Annotated in this window: 16 protein-coding genes; 5 read left to right on the top strand and 11 right to left on the bottom strand. The window is 70.3% G+C overall.

Annotated features, from left to right (window positions below):
• The first annotated feature begins 7 nt into the window (after window positions 1-7).
• On the top strand, window positions 8-2,173 hold the full coding sequence (locus ADK64_RS36045) for a RecQ family ATP-dependent DNA helicase (protein ID WP_053666285.1): 2,166 nt from the start codon (window positions 8-10) through the stop codon (window positions 2,171-2,173).
• A 264-nt stretch (window positions 2,174-2,437) separates the two neighbouring features.
• Window positions 2,438-3,058 carry a hypothetical protein gene (locus tag ADK64_RS36040; RefSeq protein WP_053666283.1) on the top strand — a complete coding sequence of 207 codons (621 nt, stop codon included), beginning with the start codon at window positions 2,438-2,440 and terminating at the stop codon, window positions 3,056-3,058.
• A gap of 435 nt (window positions 3,059-3,493) precedes the next feature.
• Here the strand turns inward: ADK64_RS36040 and ADK64_RS36035 are convergent, their stop codons facing one another.
• From ADK64_RS36035 to ADK64_RS36025, 3 genes are all read right to left on the bottom strand, one after another.
• On the bottom strand, window positions 3,494-4,117 hold the full coding sequence (locus tag ADK64_RS36035; protein WP_078993042.1) for a hypothetical protein: 624 nt from the start codon (window positions 4,115-4,117) through the stop codon (window positions 3,494-3,496).
• A gap of 68 nt (window positions 4,118-4,185) precedes the next feature.
• Window positions 4,186-4,887 carry a ribonuclease HII gene (locus ADK64_RS36030; protein WP_053666281.1) on the bottom strand — a complete coding sequence of 234 codons (702 nt, stop codon included), beginning with the start codon at window positions 4,885-4,887 and terminating at the stop codon, window positions 4,186-4,188.
• Window positions 4,888-4,968: 81 nt separating this feature from the next.
• Window positions 4,969-5,592 carry a TetR/AcrR family transcriptional regulator gene (locus ADK64_RS36025; protein ID WP_078993043.1) on the bottom strand — a complete coding sequence of 208 codons (624 nt, stop codon included), beginning with the start codon at window positions 5,590-5,592 and terminating at the stop codon, window positions 4,969-4,971.
• A 183-nt stretch (window positions 5,593-5,775) separates the two neighbouring features.
• On the opposite strand from ADK64_RS36025, the gene ADK64_RS36020 reads away from it, so the two are divergent.
• On the top strand, window positions 5,776-7,323 hold the full coding sequence (locus ADK64_RS36020) for an MFS transporter (protein ID WP_107093189.1): 1,548 nt from the start codon (window positions 5,776-5,778) through the stop codon (window positions 7,321-7,323).
• Window positions 7,324-7,800: 477 nt separating this feature from the next.
• Here the strand turns inward: ADK64_RS36020 and ADK64_RS36015 are convergent, their stop codons facing one another.
• The 3 genes from ADK64_RS36015 to ADK64_RS36005 form a co-directional block, all read right to left on the bottom strand.
• Window positions 7,801-8,706, bottom strand: coding sequence for an ADP-ribosylglycohydrolase family protein (locus tag ADK64_RS36015; protein WP_053666277.1), 906 nt, complete (start codon window positions 8,704-8,706; stop codon window positions 7,801-7,803).
• Between the two features lie 12 nt (window positions 8,707-8,718).
• Window positions 8,719-9,378: a histidine phosphatase family protein gene (locus ADK64_RS36010; protein ID WP_053666275.1), complete on the bottom strand. Its 660-nt coding sequence runs from the start codon at window positions 9,376-9,378 to the stop codon at window positions 8,719-8,721.
• Window positions 9,379-9,553: 175 nt separating this feature from the next.
• Entirely contained in the window at window positions 9,554-10,159 is a 606-nt protein-coding gene (locus tag ADK64_RS36005; protein ID WP_053666273.1) for a YdbC family protein, read from the bottom strand.
• A 151-nt stretch (window positions 10,160-10,310) separates the two neighbouring features.
• Here ADK64_RS36005 and ADK64_RS36000 point away from each other — a divergent pair, with 151 nt between their 5' ends.
• Complete coding sequence (locus ADK64_RS36000; RefSeq protein ID WP_053666271.1) at window positions 10,311-10,844, top strand: TerD family protein; 534 nt, start codon at window positions 10,311-10,313, stop codon at window positions 10,842-10,844.
• A 65-nt stretch (window positions 10,845-10,909) separates the two neighbouring features.
• Here the strand turns inward: ADK64_RS36000 and ADK64_RS35995 are convergent, their stop codons facing one another.
• Both ADK64_RS35995 and nrdR read right to left on the bottom strand, forming a co-directional pair.
• Window positions 10,910-13,807, bottom strand: coding sequence for a vitamin B12-dependent ribonucleotide reductase (locus ADK64_RS35995; protein WP_053666269.1), 2,898 nt, complete (start codon window positions 13,805-13,807; stop codon window positions 10,910-10,912).
• Between the two features lie 165 nt (window positions 13,808-13,972).
• Complete coding sequence (gene nrdR, locus ADK64_RS35990) at window positions 13,973-14,524, bottom strand: transcriptional regulator NrdR (protein WP_053666291.1); 552 nt, start codon at window positions 14,522-14,524, stop codon at window positions 13,973-13,975.
• Window positions 14,525-15,113: 589 nt separating this feature from the next.
• On the opposite strand from nrdR, the gene lexA reads away from it, so the two are divergent.
• Window positions 15,114-15,890, top strand: coding sequence for a transcriptional repressor LexA (gene lexA, locus ADK64_RS35985; protein WP_053666267.1), 777 nt, complete (start codon window positions 15,114-15,116; stop codon window positions 15,888-15,890).
• Between the two features lie 154 nt (window positions 15,891-16,044).
• Here lexA and ADK64_RS35980 read toward each other — a convergent pair whose 3' ends face one another.
• The 3 genes from ADK64_RS35980 to ADK64_RS35970 form a co-directional block, all read right to left on the bottom strand.
• Window positions 16,045-18,036: an ATP-dependent DNA helicase gene (locus tag ADK64_RS35980; RefSeq protein WP_053666265.1), complete on the bottom strand. Its 1,992-nt coding sequence runs from the start codon at window positions 18,034-18,036 to the stop codon at window positions 16,045-16,047.
• Window positions 18,037-18,208: 172 nt separating this feature from the next.
• Entirely contained in the window at window positions 18,209-18,997 is a 789-nt protein-coding gene (locus tag ADK64_RS35975; protein WP_053666263.1) for a GNAT family N-acetyltransferase, read from the bottom strand.
• A 92-nt stretch (window positions 18,998-19,089) separates the two neighbouring features.
• Window positions 19,090-21,042: an IucA/IucC family protein gene (locus ADK64_RS35970; RefSeq protein ID WP_053666260.1), complete on the bottom strand. Its 1,953-nt coding sequence runs from the start codon at window positions 21,040-21,042 to the stop codon at window positions 19,090-19,092.
• Between the last annotated feature and the right edge of the window lie 154 nt (window positions 21,043-21,196).

The raw sequence follows: 21,196 nt of genomic DNA, 5'->3' as shown, positions 1-21,196 counted from the left end.
GGGACGCATGGAGCACACGAGCAACGCGGATCTTCGGGCACAGGCGGACGCCGTCCTCGCCCGGCTCGTCGGGGACGCCACGGGCGGGGCCCGGCTGCGCGAGGACCAGTGGCGGGCGATCGAGGCGCTGGTCGCCGACCGGCGCCGGGCCCTGGTCGTCCAGCGCACCGGATGGGGCAAGTCCGCGGTGTACTTCGTGGCGACCTCACTGCTGCGGGCCAGCGGAAGCGGACCCACGGTGATCGTTTCGCCCCTGCTCGCGCTCATGCGCAACCAGGTGGAGGCGGCGGCCCGGGCCGGTATCCGTGCCCGGACCATCAATTCCGCGAACACCGAGGAGTGGGACGCCGTCCAGGCCGAGATCGCGGCCGGGGAGGTCGATGTCCTGCTCGTCAGTCCGGAGCGGCTGAACAACCCCGACTTCCGCGACCAGGTCCTGCCCAAGCTGTCCGCGGCAACCGGCCTGCTGGTCGTGGACGAGGCCCACTGCATCTCCGACTGGGGCCACGACTTCCGTCCCGACTACCGACGGTTGCGCACCATGCTGGGCGAGCTGCCGCCGGGCGTGCCCGTGCTGGCCACCACCGCCACGGCCAATGCCCGCGTGACCGCGGACGTCGCCGAGCAGCTCGGCACGGGCGGCACGTCGGACGCCCTGGTGCTGCGCGGACCGCTGGACCGAGAGAGCCTCAGCCTCGGGGTGCTCCGACTGCCGGATGCGGCACACCGAATGGCCTGGCTCGCCGACCACCTCAACGACCTGCCGGGCTCCGGCATCATCTACACGCTCACCGTCGCCGCGGCGGAGGAGGTCACCGCCTTCCTGCGGCAGCGCGGGCACACGGTCGCCTCGTACACGGGCAAAACGGAGAACGCCGACCGGCAGCAGGCCGAGGACGATCTGCTCGCCAACCGGGTCAAGGCTCTGGTCGCCACCTCCGCGCTCGGCATGGGTTTCGACAAGCCGGACCTGGGCTTCGTGGTCCACCTCGGCTCCCCTTCCTCCCCCATCGCCTACTACCAGCAGGTCGGCCGGGCCGGCCGCGGTGTCGAGCACGCCGAGGTACTGCTGCTGCCGGGCAAGGAGGACGAAGCGATCTGGCAGTACTTCGCCTCGCTCGCCTTCCCCTCCGAGGAGTTGGTCCGGCGCACCCTGGACGTCCTCTCCCGGGCCGACAGACCGTTGTCGCTGCCCGCCCTGGAACCGCTGGTCGAGCTGCGCCGCTCCCGGCTGGAGACCATGCTGAAGGTCCTCGACGTGGACGGGGCGGTCCACCGCGTCAAGGGCGGCTGGATCGCCACCGGGCGGCCCTGGTCGTACGACACCGAGCGGTACGACTGGGTGGCCCGGCAGCGCGCGGCCGAACAGCAGGCGATGCGTGCCTACGCGTCCACCACCGAATGCCGGATGGAGTTCCTGCAGCGTCAGCTGGACGACGAGGGCGCCAAACCCTGTGGCCGCTGCGACAACTGCGCGAGGCCGCGCTTCACCGCCGACACGTCCTCGACGGCGGTGGACGCCGCGCGGAGCGACCTCGGCCGTGCCGGCGTCGAGGTGGAGCCTCGGCGTATGTGGCCGACCGGCCTGCCGGCCATCGGTATCGCGCTCAAGGGGCGCATTCCAGCCGGTGAGCAGGCCTCATCGGGACGTGCGCTGGGTCGACTGTCGGACATCGGCTGGGGCAACCGGCTGCGGCCGCTCCTCGCGTCCCAGGCGCCGGACACCCCCGTGCCGGACGACGTGGCGCGGGCCGTGGTGGGCGTCCTGGCCGACTGGGCGAAGGGTCCCGGTGGCTGGGCGCCCGGTGCGCCCGATGCCCAGCCCCGCCCGGTGGGTGTCGTGACCGTCGCCTCGCGGACCCGGCCCCGGCTGGTCCACTCCTTGGGCGCCCGCATCGCCGAGGTCGGCCGGCTGCCGCTGCTCGGATCCGTGGAGTACGCCGAGGATGTGACGCGGGTGCCGCGCAGCAACAGCGCGCAACGGCTGAAGGCCCTCGACGGCGCGCTGACGGTGCCGGCCGCCCTCACCTCGGCGCTCGCCGAGGCCGGCGGTCCGGTTCTGCTGGTCGACGACTTCACCGAGACGGGCTGGACCCTCGCGGTCGCGGCACGTCTGCTTCGAAAGTCCGGTGCGCAGGGGGTGTTGCCGCTGGTCCTGGCCGTCCAGGGCTGACCGCGCGTGCGGCCGGGGCGGCCCAATACCCTCCGGCTGGACGTCGAGGCGTCACCAGCCGAACCTTTGGGTAGGGATATAAGCCACACACCCCCAGATAGCAGTCGGTGGCCCCAATTGCTCGTTGCCGCATCCCAGTTCGACAGGAAGAATTGAGGTCCGCTCCCCGCACGGCTCGTCCGTGATCCGGTTGGGCTTCGCTGCGGTGCGCGCTCCCAAATCCGACCTCGCCCGCAGTGTGGGCGCGTAGCCGAAGGGAGGAACGTGACCTTCGGATTCGCCTCGTCCTCGGCGGCCTCGTTGTCGACGTCCACGTCCGCCGTCTCCGCCAGTCGCCTGCTCGAGCCGGCCGAATGGGCTGCCGCCGGAATCCCTCTGCTGCGCAACCCCCGTGAGATCGTCAGCGGGCTGCACACCCGCCACCGCCCGAAACCGTCCACGGCGATAGTGGCCGTGCTGGATCCGGACGAGCGGCTGTGTGCCAGCGCCTCGTTCACGCGCCGCCCGGATCCAGCCGACGGCTGGATGTTCCGCAACGCGCTGCTCGCCCAGTTGCGCCGGGTCATCCCGCACGACCTGCGACGCCGCACACCGGTGCGTACGGCGGTACTGCTCTACTGCCGTGAGGGCGATGCGCGCTGGACGGAGGAGGACGGCGCCTGGATGTGGGGGCTGCGCGACGCCTGCACGCTGCACGGCCTGCGCTGCGGGGCGTACATCACGCTGACCCACGACGGCTGGCAGGTGCTCGGCGAGGGGCGCGGCGGACGCCGCCCCAACGCCGACTCCGCGCCGGAGCCCTTCGCCATGACGGAGGCCCCACCGCTACCGCCACGCACCGGCGGGCCGGTCTCCGAGGTGCTGCGCCGCGCGGCGGCCCGCTGAAGGTCACGACACCGGGACGAGGTCGTACGCCTGAGTCCCATGCCTGGCCCGGCGCCTGGCCGCCGACGCCCGCCGATCACCCGGGCCGGCCGCGCGGACGGCAGTCCGGCCGCAGACTATCCGGCCAGGACGCCGCGCCAGAAGCAGGAGACGCCGCGGAACAGGCGCCCACCACTCCGTGTCCAGCGGTCGTACGAGATCTACTCCTGGAGTGTCCCTCGATACACCGACCAGGCACGGCTCCCCGGTCGGCACCGTGCCCGCACTACGGCGACAGTCCGAACCGGCAGCGCGTAACGGTCGCTGGACCCGGCCAGATGGTCGACTCGTGAGCCGAAGGCCGCCCGCCGGCCGGGCATGCCGAAAGCCACTCCGTGCGGATTCAGCCGGGGCGGCTCCAGCGTCAACCCGGTGCCCCAAGGCGCCGGGTATGGCTCAGACGCCGGCGCCCAGCACCGCGTTGATCTGCTGCGGGTCGCCGCAGACGATCAGCAGGGCAGCGGCCCGGGAGTGGGCCAGCGAAAGGGCGGAGGCAGCGGCGGAGGTCGGGCCTCCGTTGACGGCCACGACCACCACGGGTCGGGACGCGGCACGGGAGGCGATGGCGGCGTCCGTGTAGAAGACGTCGTCACCGGCGTCGTGCTGCGCCCAGTAGGACGCTTCGCCGAAGGACAGCTCGTGCTCCGCCCACGGGTGCTGGGCACCGGTGGTGATCACGAGCACGTCGCCGGGGGCGCGGCCCGATTCCAGGAGCAGGTCCACTGACTCCTCGGCTGCGTCGAGCGCGCCCTCGGCCGAAGCCGGGATCAGCTGGATCTGCGGGGTGACCGCCGGAGCGGCCGGGCCCGACGGGCCAGGCTTGGCCGGAGCCACGTCACGCGGGGTGCGCTGCACCGGCGGCACGGGCCGCAGAGGGCCGGGACGACCGGGGCGGGGCGGAGCCGCGGGGCGGGGGCCGGGTACGGGGCGAGGGGTCGGCGCGGTACGGCCGCTGGCCGGAGTAGCGCGGGGACCCTGGGCACTCTCGTGAATCTGAGGCTCCTCGGGAATGAGAGGCATGAGCTGATATTTATCAAACATTGGTGCGGTGCGGGTGACTGGGGGGCACATCAGTGCGATCGGAACCGTCAGAAATCGAAGCCGAGCTGACCCTCGATTTCCGGAGCGCCTCCGTCCGCCCAGCCGCGGACCTTCTTGAGGTGCCGCCACTGAGGCAACGCATCAAGATACGCCCACGACAAGCGGTGGTGCGGGGTGGGTCCCCGCTCCTCCAGTGCGGCCTTGTGCACGGGCGACGGGTACCCGGCGTTGTCCGCAAATCCGAAGTCTGCATGGTCGATACCCAGTTCGGCCATCATTTTGTCGCGCTGAACCTTGGCGATCACCGACGCCGCAGCGACGGCCACACACGACCGGTCGCCCTTGATCACCGTGCGTACCTTCCAGGGGGCACCGAGATAGTCGTGCTTCCCGTCGAGGATGACGGCGTCGGGGCGGACCGGCAGCGCGTCCAGGGCACGGACCGCGGCGAGCCGCAGCGCGGCCGTCATCCCCAGGTCGTCGATCTCCTCGGGGGAAGCATGCCCCAGCGCGTAGGCCGTCACCCATACCCGCAGGATCTCGGCCAGTTCCGTACGACGCTTGACGGTCAGCAGCTTGGAGTCGGTCAGACCCTCGGGCGGGCGGCGCAGTCCGGTGATCGCGGCACAGACGGTGACGGGTCCGGCCCAGGCGCCGCGCCCCACCTCGTCGATACCGGCGATGACCTTCGCTCCGGTCGTGGCGCGCAGGGAGCGCTCGACAGTGTGAGTGGGTGGTTCGTACGGCATGGCGCCCTTAGCGTACGCCGCCGGGATCGCCGTACGACACCCTGGTCGCCCGACCGCCACGCGGCTCACCGGAGCATGGGGTCAGAGTCGGTGAGGCCGCAGCAGCGGGAGCATCAGCTGGTCGATCATCTCTTCGAGATCCTGATCGCTCCATTCACTCGCGCACACCTTCGAGCGGTACATCATCATGGCCGGGATGACGTCGAAGACATACCCGTTGGCCGCGTCGACGCGGACCTCTCCCCGCTCTATTCCACGGGTGATGACCTCATGGAGCAGCGTGACGGTCGGCTCGATGACCCCTCCGACGATCACGTCCTGGAAGCGCTCCGCCTGAACATCGTCGCACTCGTGAATCACCGCGCGCAGCGCGACGCCGGGCGGCGAGTACATGATCTCCCGCACCTGTCGGCACAGAGTGAGGAGGTCCTCGCGCACACTTCCGAGGTCCGGGGCCGTCTCCACCCGGGCCAGCCCGGCGACCAACGCGTCCGCGACAAGGTCCTCCTTGCAGGGCCAGCGGCGGTACACCGCGGCTTTGCCGGTCTGGGCGCCGGCCGCGACCCCTTCCATGGTCAGGCCCTTCCAACCGACCGCGCCGAGCTGTTCCAGAGCGGCGTCCAGGATCGCGCGCTCCAGCACCACGCCGCGCCGACGAGGGGAAGCCGTCCGGGATGGATCGGCCGTCCAGCGCGAGGTAACCATCTGTCTCTCCAACGTGCATGGGAAGCGGGGATTCCGGGGCAGAGGGCGCCGCGCCGCAGCGAGAGGGGGACGCGGGGCGGCGCGCCCGATTAAGTGAACGCTTGCGTTCACTCTTGGGGACTCACTACCGTGGAGGCGAAAGTGAACGCGAGCGTTCACTAATGCCTTTATGGGGGACCCATAGTGACGACCTCTCAGCTGCTGAAGGATCCAAAACCGGGCGTGGCCCGCCGGGAGGGGCATCCCGGTATCGCACTCACCGTCATCGCGGCCTGCCAACTCATGGTTGTACTCGACGCGACGATTGTGAACATCGCACTCCCGCACATTCAAGATGCGCTCAAGTTCAGCACCACCGACCTGACTTGGGTGGTCAGCGCCTACACCCTCACTTTCGGCGGCCTGCTGCTGCTCGGCGCGCGGGCCGGTGACATCCTCGGCCGCCGCCGGGTGTTCATCACCGGCATCCTGCTCTTCACCTTCGCCTCGCTGCTGGGCGGCCTCGCTCAGGAACCCTGGCAGCTGCTGGCCGCACGAGCCCTGCAGGGCGTGGGCGGCGCGATAGCCTCGCCCACATCGCTGGCGCTGATCACCACGACCTTCCCCGAGGGCCCGGAACGCAACCGGGCCTTCGGCGTGTTCGCCGCTGTCTCCGCGGGTGGTGGCGCCATCGGCCTGCTCGCCGGCGGCATGCTCACCGACTGGCTGGACTGGCGATGGGTGCTGTTCGTCAACGTGCCCATCGGTGTGCTGATCGCGGCGCTCGCCCCGCTGTACATCAGCGAGTCCGATCGGCACCCGGGGCGGTTCGACATCACAGGCGCGCTGACGTCGACGGTGGGCATGGCCTCGCTGGTGTACGGATTCATCCGCGCCGCTGAGAACGGCTGGCGCGACAGCCTCACCCTCGGCTCGTTCGCCGCGGCGGTGGTGCTGCTGGTCGCCTTCGTCCTCATCGAGACGCGGGCGAAGGAGCCGATCACCCCGCTCAGGATGTTCGCGGACCGCAACCGCTGGGGCACGTACGTGATCATGCTCAGCCTGTCCGCGGCCATGTTCGGCATGTTCTTCTACATCGTGCTGTTCGTGCAGGACATCCTCGGCTACAGCGCCATCAAGGCCGGCCTGGCCTTCCTCCCCGTGACGGTCGCGATCGCGGTCGGCGCGGGCCTGTCGCAGGCCCTGCTGCCGAAGCTCGGCCCGAAGCCGTTCATGATGGTCGGCTCGGCGCTCGTGGTGATCGGGCTGGCCTGGCAGACGTTCATCCGGCCGGACAGCTCCTATCTCGGCGGAGTGCTCGGCCCGATGCTGGTGTTCGGTTTCGGCATGGGCCTGAACTTCGTGACGGCCACCGTGACGGCGGTGTCCGGCGTCGCCCAGCACGAGGCAGGTGCGGCCTCCGGTCTGCTCAACGCGATGCAGCAGGTGGGCGGTTCGCTCGGTCTCTCCATCCTGACGACCGTGTTCGGCTCGGCCAGCAAGGACGAGGCGAAGAAGCAGCTGCCGAAATTCCTCGGCAACAGCTCGCCCGAGCAGCAGGCTCAGTTCGCCAAGACACACCAGCTGCCCGCGCCCTGGGGACACGACGTGCTCGCGCACGGCATCTCCAGCGCCTTCGTACCGGCCGCCGCGATGGCCGGGCTGGCTTTCCTCACCGCCTGGCTGGTCCTCAAGGTCCGCAAGAGCGATCTCGAGTCCCTCTCCGGCATGGCGGGCCCGGGCATGGGCTGACCCCCTCGGGGCCGCACGGAGTCGCGGCCTGCCGGACCGCCGCCTGGGGACAGACGGCACACGGACGCGCTCCGGTCCGGCCGGCCGCACGCCGGCCACCAGCGACCACAGCAGGACCAGAACGGCGAACACCAGGACCGGCGTCCGCGACACGAGCGCCATCACACACCCCCTCCGACCCAGCCTTCGAATCCCGCCGCACCCGACACCGAAGGGCGCGGCACATCAGCGGATACGAGAAGAACGGGCAACGGTCACGGAGAGTTCCCGATAGCCACGGAGAGTTCTCGCGGCAACCCGTCCCGCCCGGAATCCGGCCTTCACCAGCCCTGAGACACAGCTGACCGGAGCCAGAAGCACACCGGAGCAGGTCAGGGCCGACGAGACAGCCGCCAAGCCGGCCTGGAAACCCGTTCCCAGCCCCGAGACCCGGCATCGGAACCCGTTCCCAGCCCCCAGGCCCGGCCTCGCAACCCGTCAGAGCCGCGACGGCACCCAATCCGGCCGCGCCTCCGCCCGCTCCACCCACTCGGCGGGCGGTGTCCCCGCCTTGCCGGAGGCGAGCACGCCGCCCACGATCGCGCAGGTCGTGTCCACGTCGCCGCCCACCTGGGCGGTCGTCCAGAACGCGGTCTCGTAATGCCCGAGGCTGCGTGCGGCGGACCAGAGGGCGAAGGGCACGGTGTCATGGGCCGTCGTACGGCGCCCGCAGCCCAGCACGGCCGCGACGGTGCCCGCGTCGCCGTAGTCGAGCATGTCCCGGGCGCGCCGGAGTCCCTGACCGACCGCGCTCTTCGGCACCAGGGCGATGACGCCCTCGAGGAGCGCCTCGGGGCTCGGCGGTCCGTCCGGCGAGCCTGCCAGAGCCGCCGCCGCGGCCACGGCCATGGCTCCGACCACGGCCTCCCGGTGCTGGTGGGTGGGGTAGGCCGAGATCTCCGCCTGGTGGGTCGCCTGCTCCGGATCGTCCGCGTACCAGGCGCCCAGGGGCGCGATCCGCATGGCCGCTCCGTTGCCCCAGGACCCCTGTCCGTTGAAGAGCCCGGCGGCCAGCTCACGCCAGTCCCCGCCCTCGCGGACGAGGCGCAGCAGCCGGTTGACCGCGGGGCCGTAGCCCCGGTCGAAATCGTGGTGCTCGGCGAAGGAGCGGGCCAGCGCGTCCTGGTCGATGCGGTGGTGGGCGGCGAGGACGGCGACCACGGAGCACGCCATCTCGGTGTCGTCGGTCCACTGCCAGGGCCCCGGAGGCAGCTCGCGTCGCTTCAGCAGGGGATAGTGCGCCGGAACGAAGAACTGGGAGCCCAGGGCGTCTCCCACGGCCAGTCCGCGCAGGCTTGCCAGAGCACGCTCCAGGCGCCCGGAGGAAGAGGAGTCAGCGGTCATCGCTCTGCCACTCTATCCGTTCACCCAGTACGGCAGCGGCTTGCGCCAGCGCTCGAAGGGCCGGTCGAGCGTGTACCTGCCGTCCTCGCCCAGAACGAGCATCCGCATCTCCGCGTTCCCCGGGTTCGCCAGCGACTCGAATTCCGCGACGGTCCAGTGGAACCAGCGCATGCAGAAGAGCCGCATCGCGAGCCCGTGCGTCACCAGCAGCACGTTCGGCGGGTGGTCGGGGTCCTCGAAGCTGCGGAACAGGCTCTCCAGGAAGCCGCCGACCCGGTCGTACACATCGGCGCCGGACTCCCCCTGCGGAAACCGGAAGAAGAAGTGGCCGTACGCGTCCCGGTAGGCCTTCTGCAGGCGGACGTCGTCGCGGTCCTGCCAGTTGCCCCAGTCCTGTTCACGCAGCCTCGGCTCCTCCCGGACGCGCATGAGGTCGGGGTCGAGGTGGAAGGCGCGGAGCGTCTCGTGCGTACGGCGGTACGGCGAGACGTACACGCTCACGCGTTCCTGGCCGAAGAGTTCCCGTAGCTCCTTGCCGGTCTCCTCGGCCTGCCGCGAGCCGCGCTCGGTCAGCGCGAGCGCGTGGTCGGGCTCACGCTCGTACACGGAGTCGTCGACGTTGCCCGTGGACTCGCCGTGCCGGACAAGGACGATGCGCCGTGGTCGTACCATGCCAAGACCCTAGATCGAGTGAGGGGAACTCGAGCACTCGTACGGGCTCCATACGGCGTAGGTCACACGAATTCGGCGCCACAGGCCCGTCGCAGGGCTCCCCCGGCGCTCCCCGGGCAGCTTTCGCGGCGTCTTCAGGATGTGAGTTTGCTCTTCAAACCGACACCCTGGGGGCTCAGACCGTCCAGGAAGGTTCCATGTCCACGACGTCACCGGAGAGAGCCGCGATGTCGGTCTCGGTCTGGGCGCGCAGGGCGAGGCGTTCCACGCGCTCGGTGCGGTACTTGCCGTGCTCGGCCGCCGCCCGCCACATCGACAGGACGAGGAACTCCTGCTCCGGGGCCTCGGCGAACATGCCGCGGATCATGCCGGGCGAGCCGGCCATCGCGGGGTTCCAGACCTTCTCCTGCATGAGGGTGAAGTGGTCGACGCGCTCCTGGTGGACCTGGCACAGGGCGACCCGGATGAGATCGGCGTCGGTGAACCGCGGCTCGAAGCCCGTCTTCACATCGAAGCGGTACTCGAAGAGCTTGACCTGGGCGTCCTTGAACGTACCGGCCTGGGCGGACGCCAAGCGGTCGTGCGAGCGGGCCATGAAGGAGTCGTAGAAGGCGCGGCTCTCCCAGAAGGCGAAGGTGTGGGCCACGCCCGACCGCTGCCGGCTCCAGCCTCCGCCCTGTCCCCGAAATCCCGGCTCCCCCAGAAGCCCCGCCCATTTCCGCTGCCCCCGCTCGAAGCCGCGGCGGTCCACCACGGTGCAGCGAATCCACTTGACCAGCACCGCGCCATCGTAAGGCCACCGGACGTGGCGTCGGTCACGCTCCGGCGGAGATCACCCGCGCATGCGCTCCGCGCCCGTGGCACGATGGGCAAAGAGCCCTGGCTCCAGGCGAGTTGGGGACAGAGCAGTCAGAGGGGGAAGGGGAAGCCTGTTGTCCGGCTTCAGCAAGGGAATCCGCAAGGTCGAGGTCGCGCTCAAGTGGGACCCGAGTCCGGTGGGTCAGCCGCCCACCGATCTCGACATCGTCGCGGCGACGTTCACCTCGGGCGACCCGTACGGGACTCCGGCCTATCTGGTGCACTTCGACAGCCGCTCACCCGACGGCACGATCTTCCTCAACCGGGACAGCACCGACGGCAGGGGTTTCGGCTGGGACGAGGTCATGACGCTCGAACTGGACCGACTGGACGGCCGGTACGCGCGCGTGGTGGTCGGTGCGGTCATCCAACAACGGCCCGGGCACAAGACGTTCGTCCATGTGCTGAATCCGGCCATGCGCATCCGGGAGGGCTACACCGTGCTCGCCGAGGACGACTTCGGCGCGGTCCTCGGGGCGACGGCGGCCACGATCGCCGAGTTCGCGCGGGACGACTCCGGAGACTGGACCTTCCGGCCCGGGGTGCACGGGTTCGAGGAGGACCCGGCTACGTTCACCCGGGTCATGGGCAGGGCTCACCAGGCCTGAGGCCCGACAACGGGTAAGGGGCACCGGCAATGGCCGGCGCCCCTTACCTCAGTTACCGCGTGTCATCAGCTGCAGCCGCTGGTCGAGCCGCAGCCCTCGCAGATGTAGCAGGAGCCGGCTCGCTGCATCTTCGTGCCGCAGGAGAAGCACAGCGGGGCGTCCGCCTGGATGCCCAGCTGCATCTCCACCAGTTCGGCGCTGGTGTGCGCCTGCTTCGGGTCGGGCTTGGCCGCCTCCACCTCGGCCTTCGGCGCGGCCACGGCCTTCAGTTCCTGGGCGCGCGGCGCCGACTGGGCCAGACCCTCGACGTCGACCTCGTCGTCGGCCGGCTCGTACGAGCCGGTCTCCAGGTGGCGCTGGCGCTCCTCGGCGGAGTGGATGCCGAGCGCGGAGCGCGTCTCGAAGGGCAGGAAGTCCAACGCCAGACGACGGAAGATGTAGTCGACGATCGACTGCGCCATCCGCACGTCCGGGTCGTCGGTCATGCCGGCCGGCTCGAAGCGCATGTTGGTGAACTTCGAGACGTACGTCTCCAGCGGCACGCCGTACTGGAGGCCGACGGAGACCGCGATGGAGAAGGCGTCCATCATGCCCGCGAGGGTGGAGCCCTGCTTGGACATCTTCAGGAAGACCTCGCCGAGGCCGTCGTCCGGGTAGGAGTTGGCGGTCATGTAGCCCTCGGCGCCGCCGACGGTGAAGGACGTGGTGATCCCCGGGCGGCCCTTGGGGAGGCGCTTGCGGACCGGGCGGTACTCGACCACCTTCTCGACCGCGGTACGGATCGTCTCCTCGGCCTTCTCGGTGATCTCGGCCTTCTCGTCCTCCTTCTTCTTGGCGGAGAGCGGCTGGCCGACCTTGCAGTTGTCGCGGTAGATCGCGAGCGCCTTGACGCCCAGCTTCCAGGCCTCGAAGTAGATCTCCTCGACCTCCTCGACGGTCGCCGTCTCCGGCATGTTGACCGTCTTGGAGATGGCGCCGGAGATCCACGGCTGGATCGCGGCCATCATGCGCACGTGGCCCATCGGGGAGATGGCGCGCTCGCCCATGGCGCAGTCGAACACCTCGTAGTGCTCCTGCTTCAGACCGGGGGCGTCGATCACGTTGCCGTTCTCGGCGATGTGGGCGACGATCGCCTCGATCTGCTCCTCCTGGTAACCCAGGCGGCGCAGGGCCTGCGGGACGGTGCCGTTGACGATCTGCATCGAGCCGCCGCCGACGAGCTTCTTGAACTTGACCAGGGCGAGGTCGGGCTCGACACCGGTGGTGTCGCAGGACATCGCGAGGCCGATGGTGCCGGTCGGGGCGAGCACGGACGCCTGGGCGTTACGGAAACCGTTCTTCTCGCCGAGGCGCAGCACGTCCTGCCAGGCCTCCGTGGCGGCGGCCCAGACCGGGGTGTCCAGGTCGTCCGTGCGGGGGGCCTCGCCGTTGGCGTCGGCGTGCTGCCGCATGACGCGGTTGTGGGCGTCGGCGTTGCGGGCGTAGCCGTCGTACGGGCCGACGACCGCGGCCAGCTCGGCGGAACGGCGGTAGGCCGTGCCCGTCATCAGGGAGGTGATCGCGCCGGCCAGGGTGCGGCCGCCGTCGGAGTCGTAGGCGTGGCCGGTGGCCATCAGCAGGGCGCCGAGGTTGGCGTAGCCGATGCCGAGCTGGCGGAACGCGCGCGTGTTCTCGCCGATCTTCTGGGTCGGGAAGTCCGCGAAGCAGATCGAGATGTCCATCGCCGTGATGACCAGCTCGACGACCTTCTGGAAGCGCTCGGCCTCGAAGGACTGCTCGCCCTTGCCGTCGTCCTTCAGGAACTTCATCAGGTTCAGCGAGGCGAGGTTGCAGGACGTGTTGTCCAGGTGCATGTACTCGCTGCACGGGTTCGACGCGGTGATCCGGCCGGACTCGGGGCAGGTGTGCCAGTTGTTGATGGTGTCGTCGTACTGGATGCCCGGGTCGGCACAGGCCCACGCGGCCTCGGCGATCTTGCGGAAGAGCGTCTTGGCGTCGACCTCCTCGATGACCTCACCGGTCATACGCGCGCGCAGGCCGAAGTCGCCGCCGTCCTGGACCGCCTTCATGAACTCGTCGTTCACACGGACCGAGTTGTTGGCGTTCTGGTACTGGACGGAGGTGATGTCGTCGCCACCCAGGTCCATGTCGAAGCCCGCGTCGCGCAGGACGCGGATCTTCTCCTCTTCCTTGACCTTGGTTTCGATGAAGTCCTCGATGTCGGGGTGATCGACGTCGAGCACGACCATCTTGGCGGCGCGGCGGGTGGCGCCACCGGACTTGATGGTGCCGGCGGAGGCGTCGGCGCCACGCATGAAGGAGACGGGACCGGACGCGTTGCCGCCGGAGGAGAGCAGCTCCTTGGAGGAACGGATGCGCGACAGGTTGAGGCCGGCACCGGAGCCGCCCTTGAAGATCATCCCCTCTTCCTTGTACCAGTCGAGGATCGACTCCATGGAGTCGTCGACGGCCAGGATGAAACAGGCGGAGACCTGCTGGGGCTGCGGGGTGCCCACGTTGAACCAGACGGGGCTGTTGAAGCTGAAGATCTGGTGCAGGAGGGCGTACGCCAGCTCGTGCTCGAAGATCTCGGCGTCGGCGGGCGAGGCGAAGTACTTGTGGTCCTCGCCGGCCTTCCGGTACGTCTTCACGATGCGGTCGATCAGCTGCTTGAGGCTGACCTCGCGCTGCGGGGTGCCGACGGCACCGCGGAAGTACTTGCTGGTGACGATGTTGACCGCGTTCACCGACCAGAAGTCGGGGAACTCGACGCCACGCTGCTCGAAGTTGACCGAGCCGTCGCGCCAGTTGGTCATGACGACGTCACGGCGCGCCCACTCGACCTCGTCGTACGGGTGCACGCCGGGGGTGGTGTGGATGCGCTCGATGTGCAGTCCCTTGTTTCCCGCCTTGCCGCCCTTGGCTCGGGAACCTCGTGCCGGACCGCTCGCCGTCTCTGTCATGCCGCCTCCCTCTACGGGCGAAAACGCCCTGAAGTGCCCCGTTTGTTCCCGTGGCACGGTGTTCTGTCTTGTGTTGCGGGCACCCTCAGCTGCCGCCCGCAACAGGTCTTGGATCGCCGCCTGCCGACCGGAACCCGGGTCTCCCCCCGGTTTCCGGCTCGTCGGTCAGTCGGCGGCGTGGGCAGGCTCGGGGACCTGAGTGGTCCCTCCGGGCCCGCCGTCGTCTTCCTGGCTCCCCGCTCCCGCGTCGTCGTCGCCCGGGGCGGGGCCTCGCGTCGCCTGCCTCAGCTCCGCGATGGCGGCCTCGAAGTCCTCGAGCGAGTCGAACGCCCGGTAGACGGAGGCGAATCGCAGATAGGCGACGAGGTCGAGCTCCTGCAACGGGCCGAGTATGGCCAGCCCCACGTCGTGGGTGGTCAGCTCGGCGCTTCCGGTGGCCCGCACCGCCTCCTCGACCCGTTGGCCGAGCAGGGCGAGTGCGTCCTCGGTGACAGGCCGCCCCTGGCATGCCTTGCGCACGCCGTTGATGACCTTGGTACGGCTGAAAGGCTCGGTGACTCCGGACCGCTTGACCACCATGAGCGAGCACGTCTCCACGGTCGTGAAACGACGGGAGCAGTCGGGACACTGGCGGCGCCTGCGGATCGACGTGCCGTCGTCGGTCGTACGACTGTCGACCACACGGCTGTCGGGGTGCCTGCAGAAGGGGCAGTGCATGATCTCCAACCCTCCTCACAGCAGACTCAACAACCTCGCCGAACCCCATGGGCCCCGCGAAGCAGCCCTAAGCATAGGCGATCGCGGAGCCCTCTCGGACCCGGGGGACCACAACTTGTGGGCTGCTGTAGCCATCCAACCACTAGATGTGGGGATCGGCGTATACACCGAGGCAGACACGCGTGTCGCGACGGACCGGCCGGTGACACCGGCATGCCGTTAGCCCGCCCGGGCAACACCGGTGGCCCGTCCGGGGACACGCGGACGCGGAGCCGTACCGTCGCGGCACTTACGGAGATACCGTGGGCGCCGCACGGAGGACGCGTAGTGCTCCGGCACAGAAAGGGCCCGGGTCCCGGCCGGCCGGGTTCCGGATGGCAGACTGGGGACACGGCCCACGAGGCCAGCGACCCCGGCGGTGAAGAGTACAACAATGGGCGCTTTTGTCCGCCAGGTGGCGCGTTAGCTATACACCCAGACACACGATCGCGACAGGTGAATCGCACTTTTTCACTCGAACGTGTGTTTGGCGCAACCTTTCGAAAGCAACTACCGTTGTCCAGCAGGGAGACCATCGAGAGGGGCCGACGTGACCACGACCGCAGACAGTGCCACCATCACTGCCCAGGACCGCTCCCAGGGCCGAGTCGAGCCGGTACACGCGATGAACGAAGCCACGAATCCCGAGCACAAGCGCTCCTTGCCGGGCCGACCTCCAGGAATCCGGGCGGACAGCTCCGGACTCACGGATCGGCAACGTCGCGTGATCGAAGTCATCCGGGATTCCGTGCAGCGTCGCGGTTACCCGCCGTCCATGCGGGAGATCGGTCAGGCTGTCGGCCTCTCCAGCACCTCCTCCGTCGCCCATCAGCTGATGGCGCTGGAGCGCAAGGGCTTCCTGCGCCGTGACCCGCACCGCCCGCGGGCCTACGAAGTGCGCGGCTCCGACCAGGCCGTGACCGTGCAGCCCACGGACACCGCCGGCAAACCCGCCGCGTCGTACGTCCCGCTGGTCGGCCGTATCGCCGCCGGTGGGCCCATCCTCGCGGAGGAGTCCGTCGAGGACGTCTTCCCTCTCCCCCGCCAGCTCGTCGGTGACGGTGAGCTGTTCGTCCTCAAGGTCGTCGGTGACTCCATGATCGAGGCCGCGATCTGCGACGGCGACTGGGTCACCGTGCGCCGCCAGCCGGTCGCCGAGAACGGGGACATCGTGGCAGCCATGCTCGACGGCGAGGCCACCGTCAAGCGCTTCAAGCGCGAGGACGGCCATGTCTGGCTCCTCCCGCACAACGCGGCCTACGAACCGATCCCCGGCGATGACGCGACCATCCTCGGCAAGGTCGTCGCGGTGCTTCGGCGGGTGTGACACCTGCCGCGGGCGGGCCGGTCGGCCGGTTCGCTCCCTGACCGGGCCCCGGAACCCCTGCGCCGGTTCCGGGGCCCTGCTGTGTCCGGACCCGGCCGTCGACGCCTTGGCATCGCGGGGTAGCCTGACCGGCGCCGGTCAGGCTACCCCGCGATCACGATGCCTCCGTCTGCGCGGCCTCCGTCTGCTGCGCCGCCGCGTCGATCGCCGTGAGCGACTTGCGCACCTGGTTACGATCCGTGGTGTACCAGAAGTCCGGCAGTGACGCCTTGAGATAGCCGCCGTAGCGCGCGGTAGCCAGTCGCTGATCCAGTACGGCGACCACGCCGCGGTCGCCCGACGCACGGACGAGTCGGCCCGCGCCCTGGGCCATGAGCAGGGCCGCGTGAGTGGCGGCCACCGCCATGAAGCCGTTGCCGCCCCCGTCCTCGACCGCCTTCTGCCGGGCGCTCATCAACGGGTCGTCGGGGCGCGGGAACGGGATCTTGTCCATGACGACCAGCTGGCAGCTGGGCCCCGGGACGTCGACGCCCTGCCACAGGGACAGCGTGCCGAACAGGCAGGTCTTGGGGTCGGCCGCGAAGTTCTTGATCAGTTCGCCGAGGGTCTCCTCGCCCTGGAGCAGGATCGGGAACTCCGGAATCCGCGAGCGCAGCTCCTCCGCGGCGAGCTGGGCCGCCCGCATGGACGAGAACAGTCCGAGGGTGCGGCCGCCGGCCGCCCGAATGAGCTCGGTCAGCTCGTCGAGCATGTCGGAGCGCTCGCCGTCACGCGCCGGGCGTGACAGGTGCTTGGCGACGTAGAGGATGCCCTGCCTGCGGTAGTCGAACGGGGAGCCGACGTCGACACCCTTCCACTTCGGCAGATCCTCGCCCTCCGCGCCTTCGGGGCCGAGCCCCAGGGAGGCGCCGACGCCGTTGAAATCGCCGCCCAGCTTGAGGGTCGCGGAGGTGAGGACGACGGCGCGGTCGGCGAAGAGCTTCTCCCTGAGAAGGCCCGAGACCGACATGGGTGCGATCCGCAGGGAGGCGCCGAAGCGGTCGTGCCGCTCGTACCAGACGACGTCCCACTCGGAGCCGTTCAGGACGCGCTCCGCCACGTCGTGCACCGCCTCCACCGAGGCCAGCGCCTGCTTGCGGACCGCGTCCTCGTCCTGGACCGACTTGTCGCGCGTCGCGCCGATCCCGGAGATGACCGTGCGGGCGGCGTCCCGCAGCGCCATCAGGGCATAGCCGAGATCCTCCGGGATCTCCTCCAGGCGGCCCGGCAGGGCCAGCTCCATCAGCCGCTCGAAGCCCTCGGCGGCGGTCTGCAGCTGGTCGGCCGCCTTCTCGTTGACGAGCTTGGCGGCTCGGCGGACGGCGCGGTTGACCTGGCCCGGGGTCAGCTCGCCGGTGGCGACGCCGGTGACCCTGGAGACCAGTTCGTGCGCCTCGTCCACGACCAGCACCTCGTGCTGGGGCAGCACCGGGGCGCCCTCGATGGCGTCGATGGCGAGCAGGGCGTGGTTCGTGACCACGACTTCGGCGAGCTTGGCACGCTCGCGGGCCATCTCCGCGAAGCACTCGGCACCGTAGGCGCACTTCGTCGCGCCCAGGCACTCCCGCGACGACACCGACACCTGAGCCCAGGCGCGGTCCGAGACACCCGGGGTGAGATCGTCCCGGTCACCGGTCTCGGTCTCGTCCGCCCAGTCGCGCATCCGCAGCAGATCCTGGCCCAGCTTGCTGGTGGGCGCCGCGGCCTCGAACTGGTCGAAGAGACCGTCCTCCTCGTCCTGCGGCATGCCCTCGTGCAGACGGTGCAGGCACAGATAGTTCGACCGGCCCTTCAGCATCGCGAACTCCGGACGGCGGCGCAGCAGCGGGTGCAGGGCGTCGACCGTGCGCGGCAGATCACGCTCCACGAGCTGGCGCTGCAGCGCCAGCGTCGCCGTCGCGACGACCACCCGCTCCCCCTGCGCGAGCGCGGGCACGAGATAACCCAGCGACTTTCCGGTGCCGGTGCCGGCCTGGACCAGCAGGTGGGATCCGTCGTCGATCGCCTCGGCGACCGCTTCGGCCATGGTCACCTGGCCGGGGCGCTCCGTGCCGCCGACAGCGGCGACAGCGGCGTGCAGGAGTTCGGGGAGTGAGGACTTCGTCATAGCCCGACCACCCTACGGCCCGGCACTGACAAACGGGCGATCAAGGCGGGAACGGGGGACGGGGGCACGGCTGGGCTCCTGGAGGGCCGGGGACGGGAGGAATTTCTCGGATCGAGCGGGAACCTCGCCGGATCGGGCGACGTTCAATCTGTGAACACGTCGTCACTCAGCGCTACAAGACATCGCGCAGGAGTCGGTCCCGGATCATGAGGGCGGCCCGCTTGCCGGGCAGGTCGACCTCGGCCGCGAACCTGAATCCGGCGCTCAGGAACGCCGCGACGGAAGGGGTGTTATGAAGATCGGGTTCCGCTACGACACGTGCGCAGGCCGGACGCCGGTCGAGGACGAGGTCGGCCACGGCCCTCAGCAGGGCGGATCCAAGCCCCCGTCCCCGGTCCGCGGCCCCACCGACGAGGAGGTGGATCCCGGTGTCGTGCGGGCGGGCCGGATAGTGGCGGGCGAGCGGATCCAGGTCCGCGCGATAGATCTCCCAATAGCTCGTCGGTCTGCCGTCCAGTACGCCGACGCACGGCACGCTCCGCCCGTCGCCGTCGAGCTGGGCCCGTAGGTGCTCCTCGGTCCGGCTCGGAGGTCCGGCCAGCTCCCAGAACCGGGCGGCGGCGGGGTCGTTCATCCAGCGGTGGAGGAGCGGCAGGTCGTCTTCGATACGGACGGGCACGAGATGGAAGGAGCCGACGGGGGTAGCTACCGGCCCCCAGGTGGGGAGTTGGTCCAGGAGGTAGGCCGTCCCGCCGGCGAAGCGGGCGAGGAAGTCGGCGGGCAGGTGCAGGTCCAGCGTGTCCTCGCCGTCCTCGTCGTCGGCCTCGATGGTGAACCCGGTGAACGGCGCGTCACGGCTTCCCTCTCCGTCCGCTCGGGGGCCGTGGAGGCCCGGAGGGACAGGGGCACCCGGGTGAACCGGGGCGGGGCTGCTGTCGGCGTTCGCGTCGGTGGGAGGCACGGTGCGCTCCTCTCAGGAGGCGAGGTGGGTCATGGTCCTCGGAAGTGCGGTCGGGCGGTGCGGCTCGCTCGAAGGTGACGGGGGCGGCTCGCTCAGGAGTGAAGGGGGTTGGTGAGGGTGACATAGACGGACTGGGTGTCGACAGGGCCGACGAGTTCGTCCAGGCCCTGCAGCCGGGTCAGCAGGTTGGCCTTGCAGCGCAGGACAGGTGAGTCGAGCAGATGGCGGGGCAGGGAGGTGCGTAGTGCGGCGGGCCCCGAGGCGAGGTCCGTGAGGAAGCGGCGGAAGGCCGCGAGGAGCAGGCGTTCGTCGGCGAGGCGCTGGGAGCCAAATGCGCCGATCAGTCCCAGGACGTTGTTGATGGCGAGGTAGTAGGCGAAGCGTTCGTCGGTGACCTCGTCGGCGACGAAGGTGTCGCTGCGCTCGCCGATACCGGGCAGCCGGGCGTCCAGTTCGGCCCGCCGGGATTCGCGGAAGTAGTAGCCCTGATTGTCGCGGTAACGGCCGCCGGCCGGCCAGCCGTTGCCGTCGAGCAGGAGCAGGGTGTTCTGCTGGTGGGCTTCGAGGGCGATGCCGGCCTCGCTGTCCAGCCAGAGCACGGGCCGGACGACCTGCTCCAGGTAACGGAGGAACCACTCCGCGGCGACGGCTCCGACGGGGCGGCGGGTGCGTGCGGCGAGCCGCGCCGTGAGCTGGGCCAGCCGGGACCGCACCGGCCAGGCGGCGGGCTGTGCCGAGGACGTGGCGTCCGGCTCGGAGACGGGCTCGGCGACGGGCCGGGGCGAGACGAGTCCGGCGACGCAGGCGACGTCGTCGGCGGGGGTGAACGGATTGTGCCGGATCATCACGTCCAGTCCGGGCACGGCCAGTCCGCCCGGATCGTCGACGGCCAGCCAGGCCGGGTCACGGACGATGTCGAAGCCGGGGTGGACCGCCTGCCACCGCTGGGACAGGCCGGTGCGCAGCAGCCGGTGCACCTCGACTCCGCGATGGAGTTCCTTGCGCAGGTTCTCGCGGCGGGAGTTGGTGATGCGCAGGCCCAGCGACAGTTTGAGCATCGCGGGGGCGCCGGATCGGTGCACCGTGCGTACGGAGGAGGTGGGGTGCCAGGACGGTCCGTGGGGGCCGAGGTCACGGAGGAGTCCGGAGGCGAGCAGGGCGGCGACGGGTGCGCGGTGGCGCAGCTCGCGGGCCTGCCACGGGTGCAGCGGCAGCGCGGCGTACCCGTCGGGGAGGGGGAGCCCTCTTCCGGCGAGGCGTCGGGTGAGGTGGTCGGCGGGGACGGGTCGGCCGCGTTCGGTCCACGCCGAGTCGGTCGCGAGGAGTGAGGGGGAGACAGCCAGCCAGTGCAGCGGGAAGGAGCCGTGCAGCTCGGGTGAGTACAGACGGGCTTCGGCCTCGGTCAGCCCTTCCCGGCTCTTGGGGGTCGGGTGCAGGGGGTGGCCGAGGAGGAGGGCCTGCTCGGCGCCGAGGAACAGGTCGGGGACCTCGGCGGGGTGCTCGCGGCGGTCGCGGATGAAGGTCACGGTGCGGCGGAGGGAGTCGGCCACCCTGGCGACGAGGTCGCCGTCGTCACCGGGGCCGGGGCAGGCGGCGACGGGGATGGGTGCGCTGGTCGTCTCCCGGGTGAGCAGCGCGGCCAGAGTGACGGCGTCGAGAGGAGGGGCGGAGTCGGGGGCGTTGGTGAAGCGTGGCGGGCCGAAGCGGTGCCAGCCCGTCGGGGACCAGTAGCGGACTGGTACGAGGAGGGAGGTACCGCTGGCGGGCAGGGGGAGGCGAAGGACGCCGCTCGTGGGGGCCGCGAGGTCGGTCTCGCGCACCCAGCACCGGAGCAGGTTCTCCGTGGCGGCGCACTGGGCCGCGGTGCGCGGATCAGGATGCTCCAGCAGGTCGGCGCCGGGCTCCGTCACTCGTGTGAGATCGGCGGTGCGCCTCTTCTGTTGAGGGACCGACTCGGCGAGCGGGACGGGCGAGGGCGAGGCGCCGGGCTCTCCCTGTTCGTCGGGAGAACCGGGGCTGCCGTCGGGAGTGGGGGTGGCGTTCATGACGGCTCCTCGGGGCTTGCTGGAGTGGTGCGGGTTTCGTGCTGTCGCTCGGTCGCCGTTCCCTGGTGGCCCGTGCTCGCCGCGGCGGCGCGGAAGGCTCGCGGCGCCGGGCGCGAGCGGCGGCGGGGAGAGGAGAAGCCGGGCGGTGCGGGGG

This window comes from Streptomyces sp. MMG1121, from assembly GCF_001280015.1.
Classification (GTDB): Bacteria; Actinomycetota; Actinomycetes; order Streptomycetales; family Streptomycetaceae; genus Streptomyces.
This window is presented reverse-complemented; position numbering and strand designations above follow the sequence as displayed.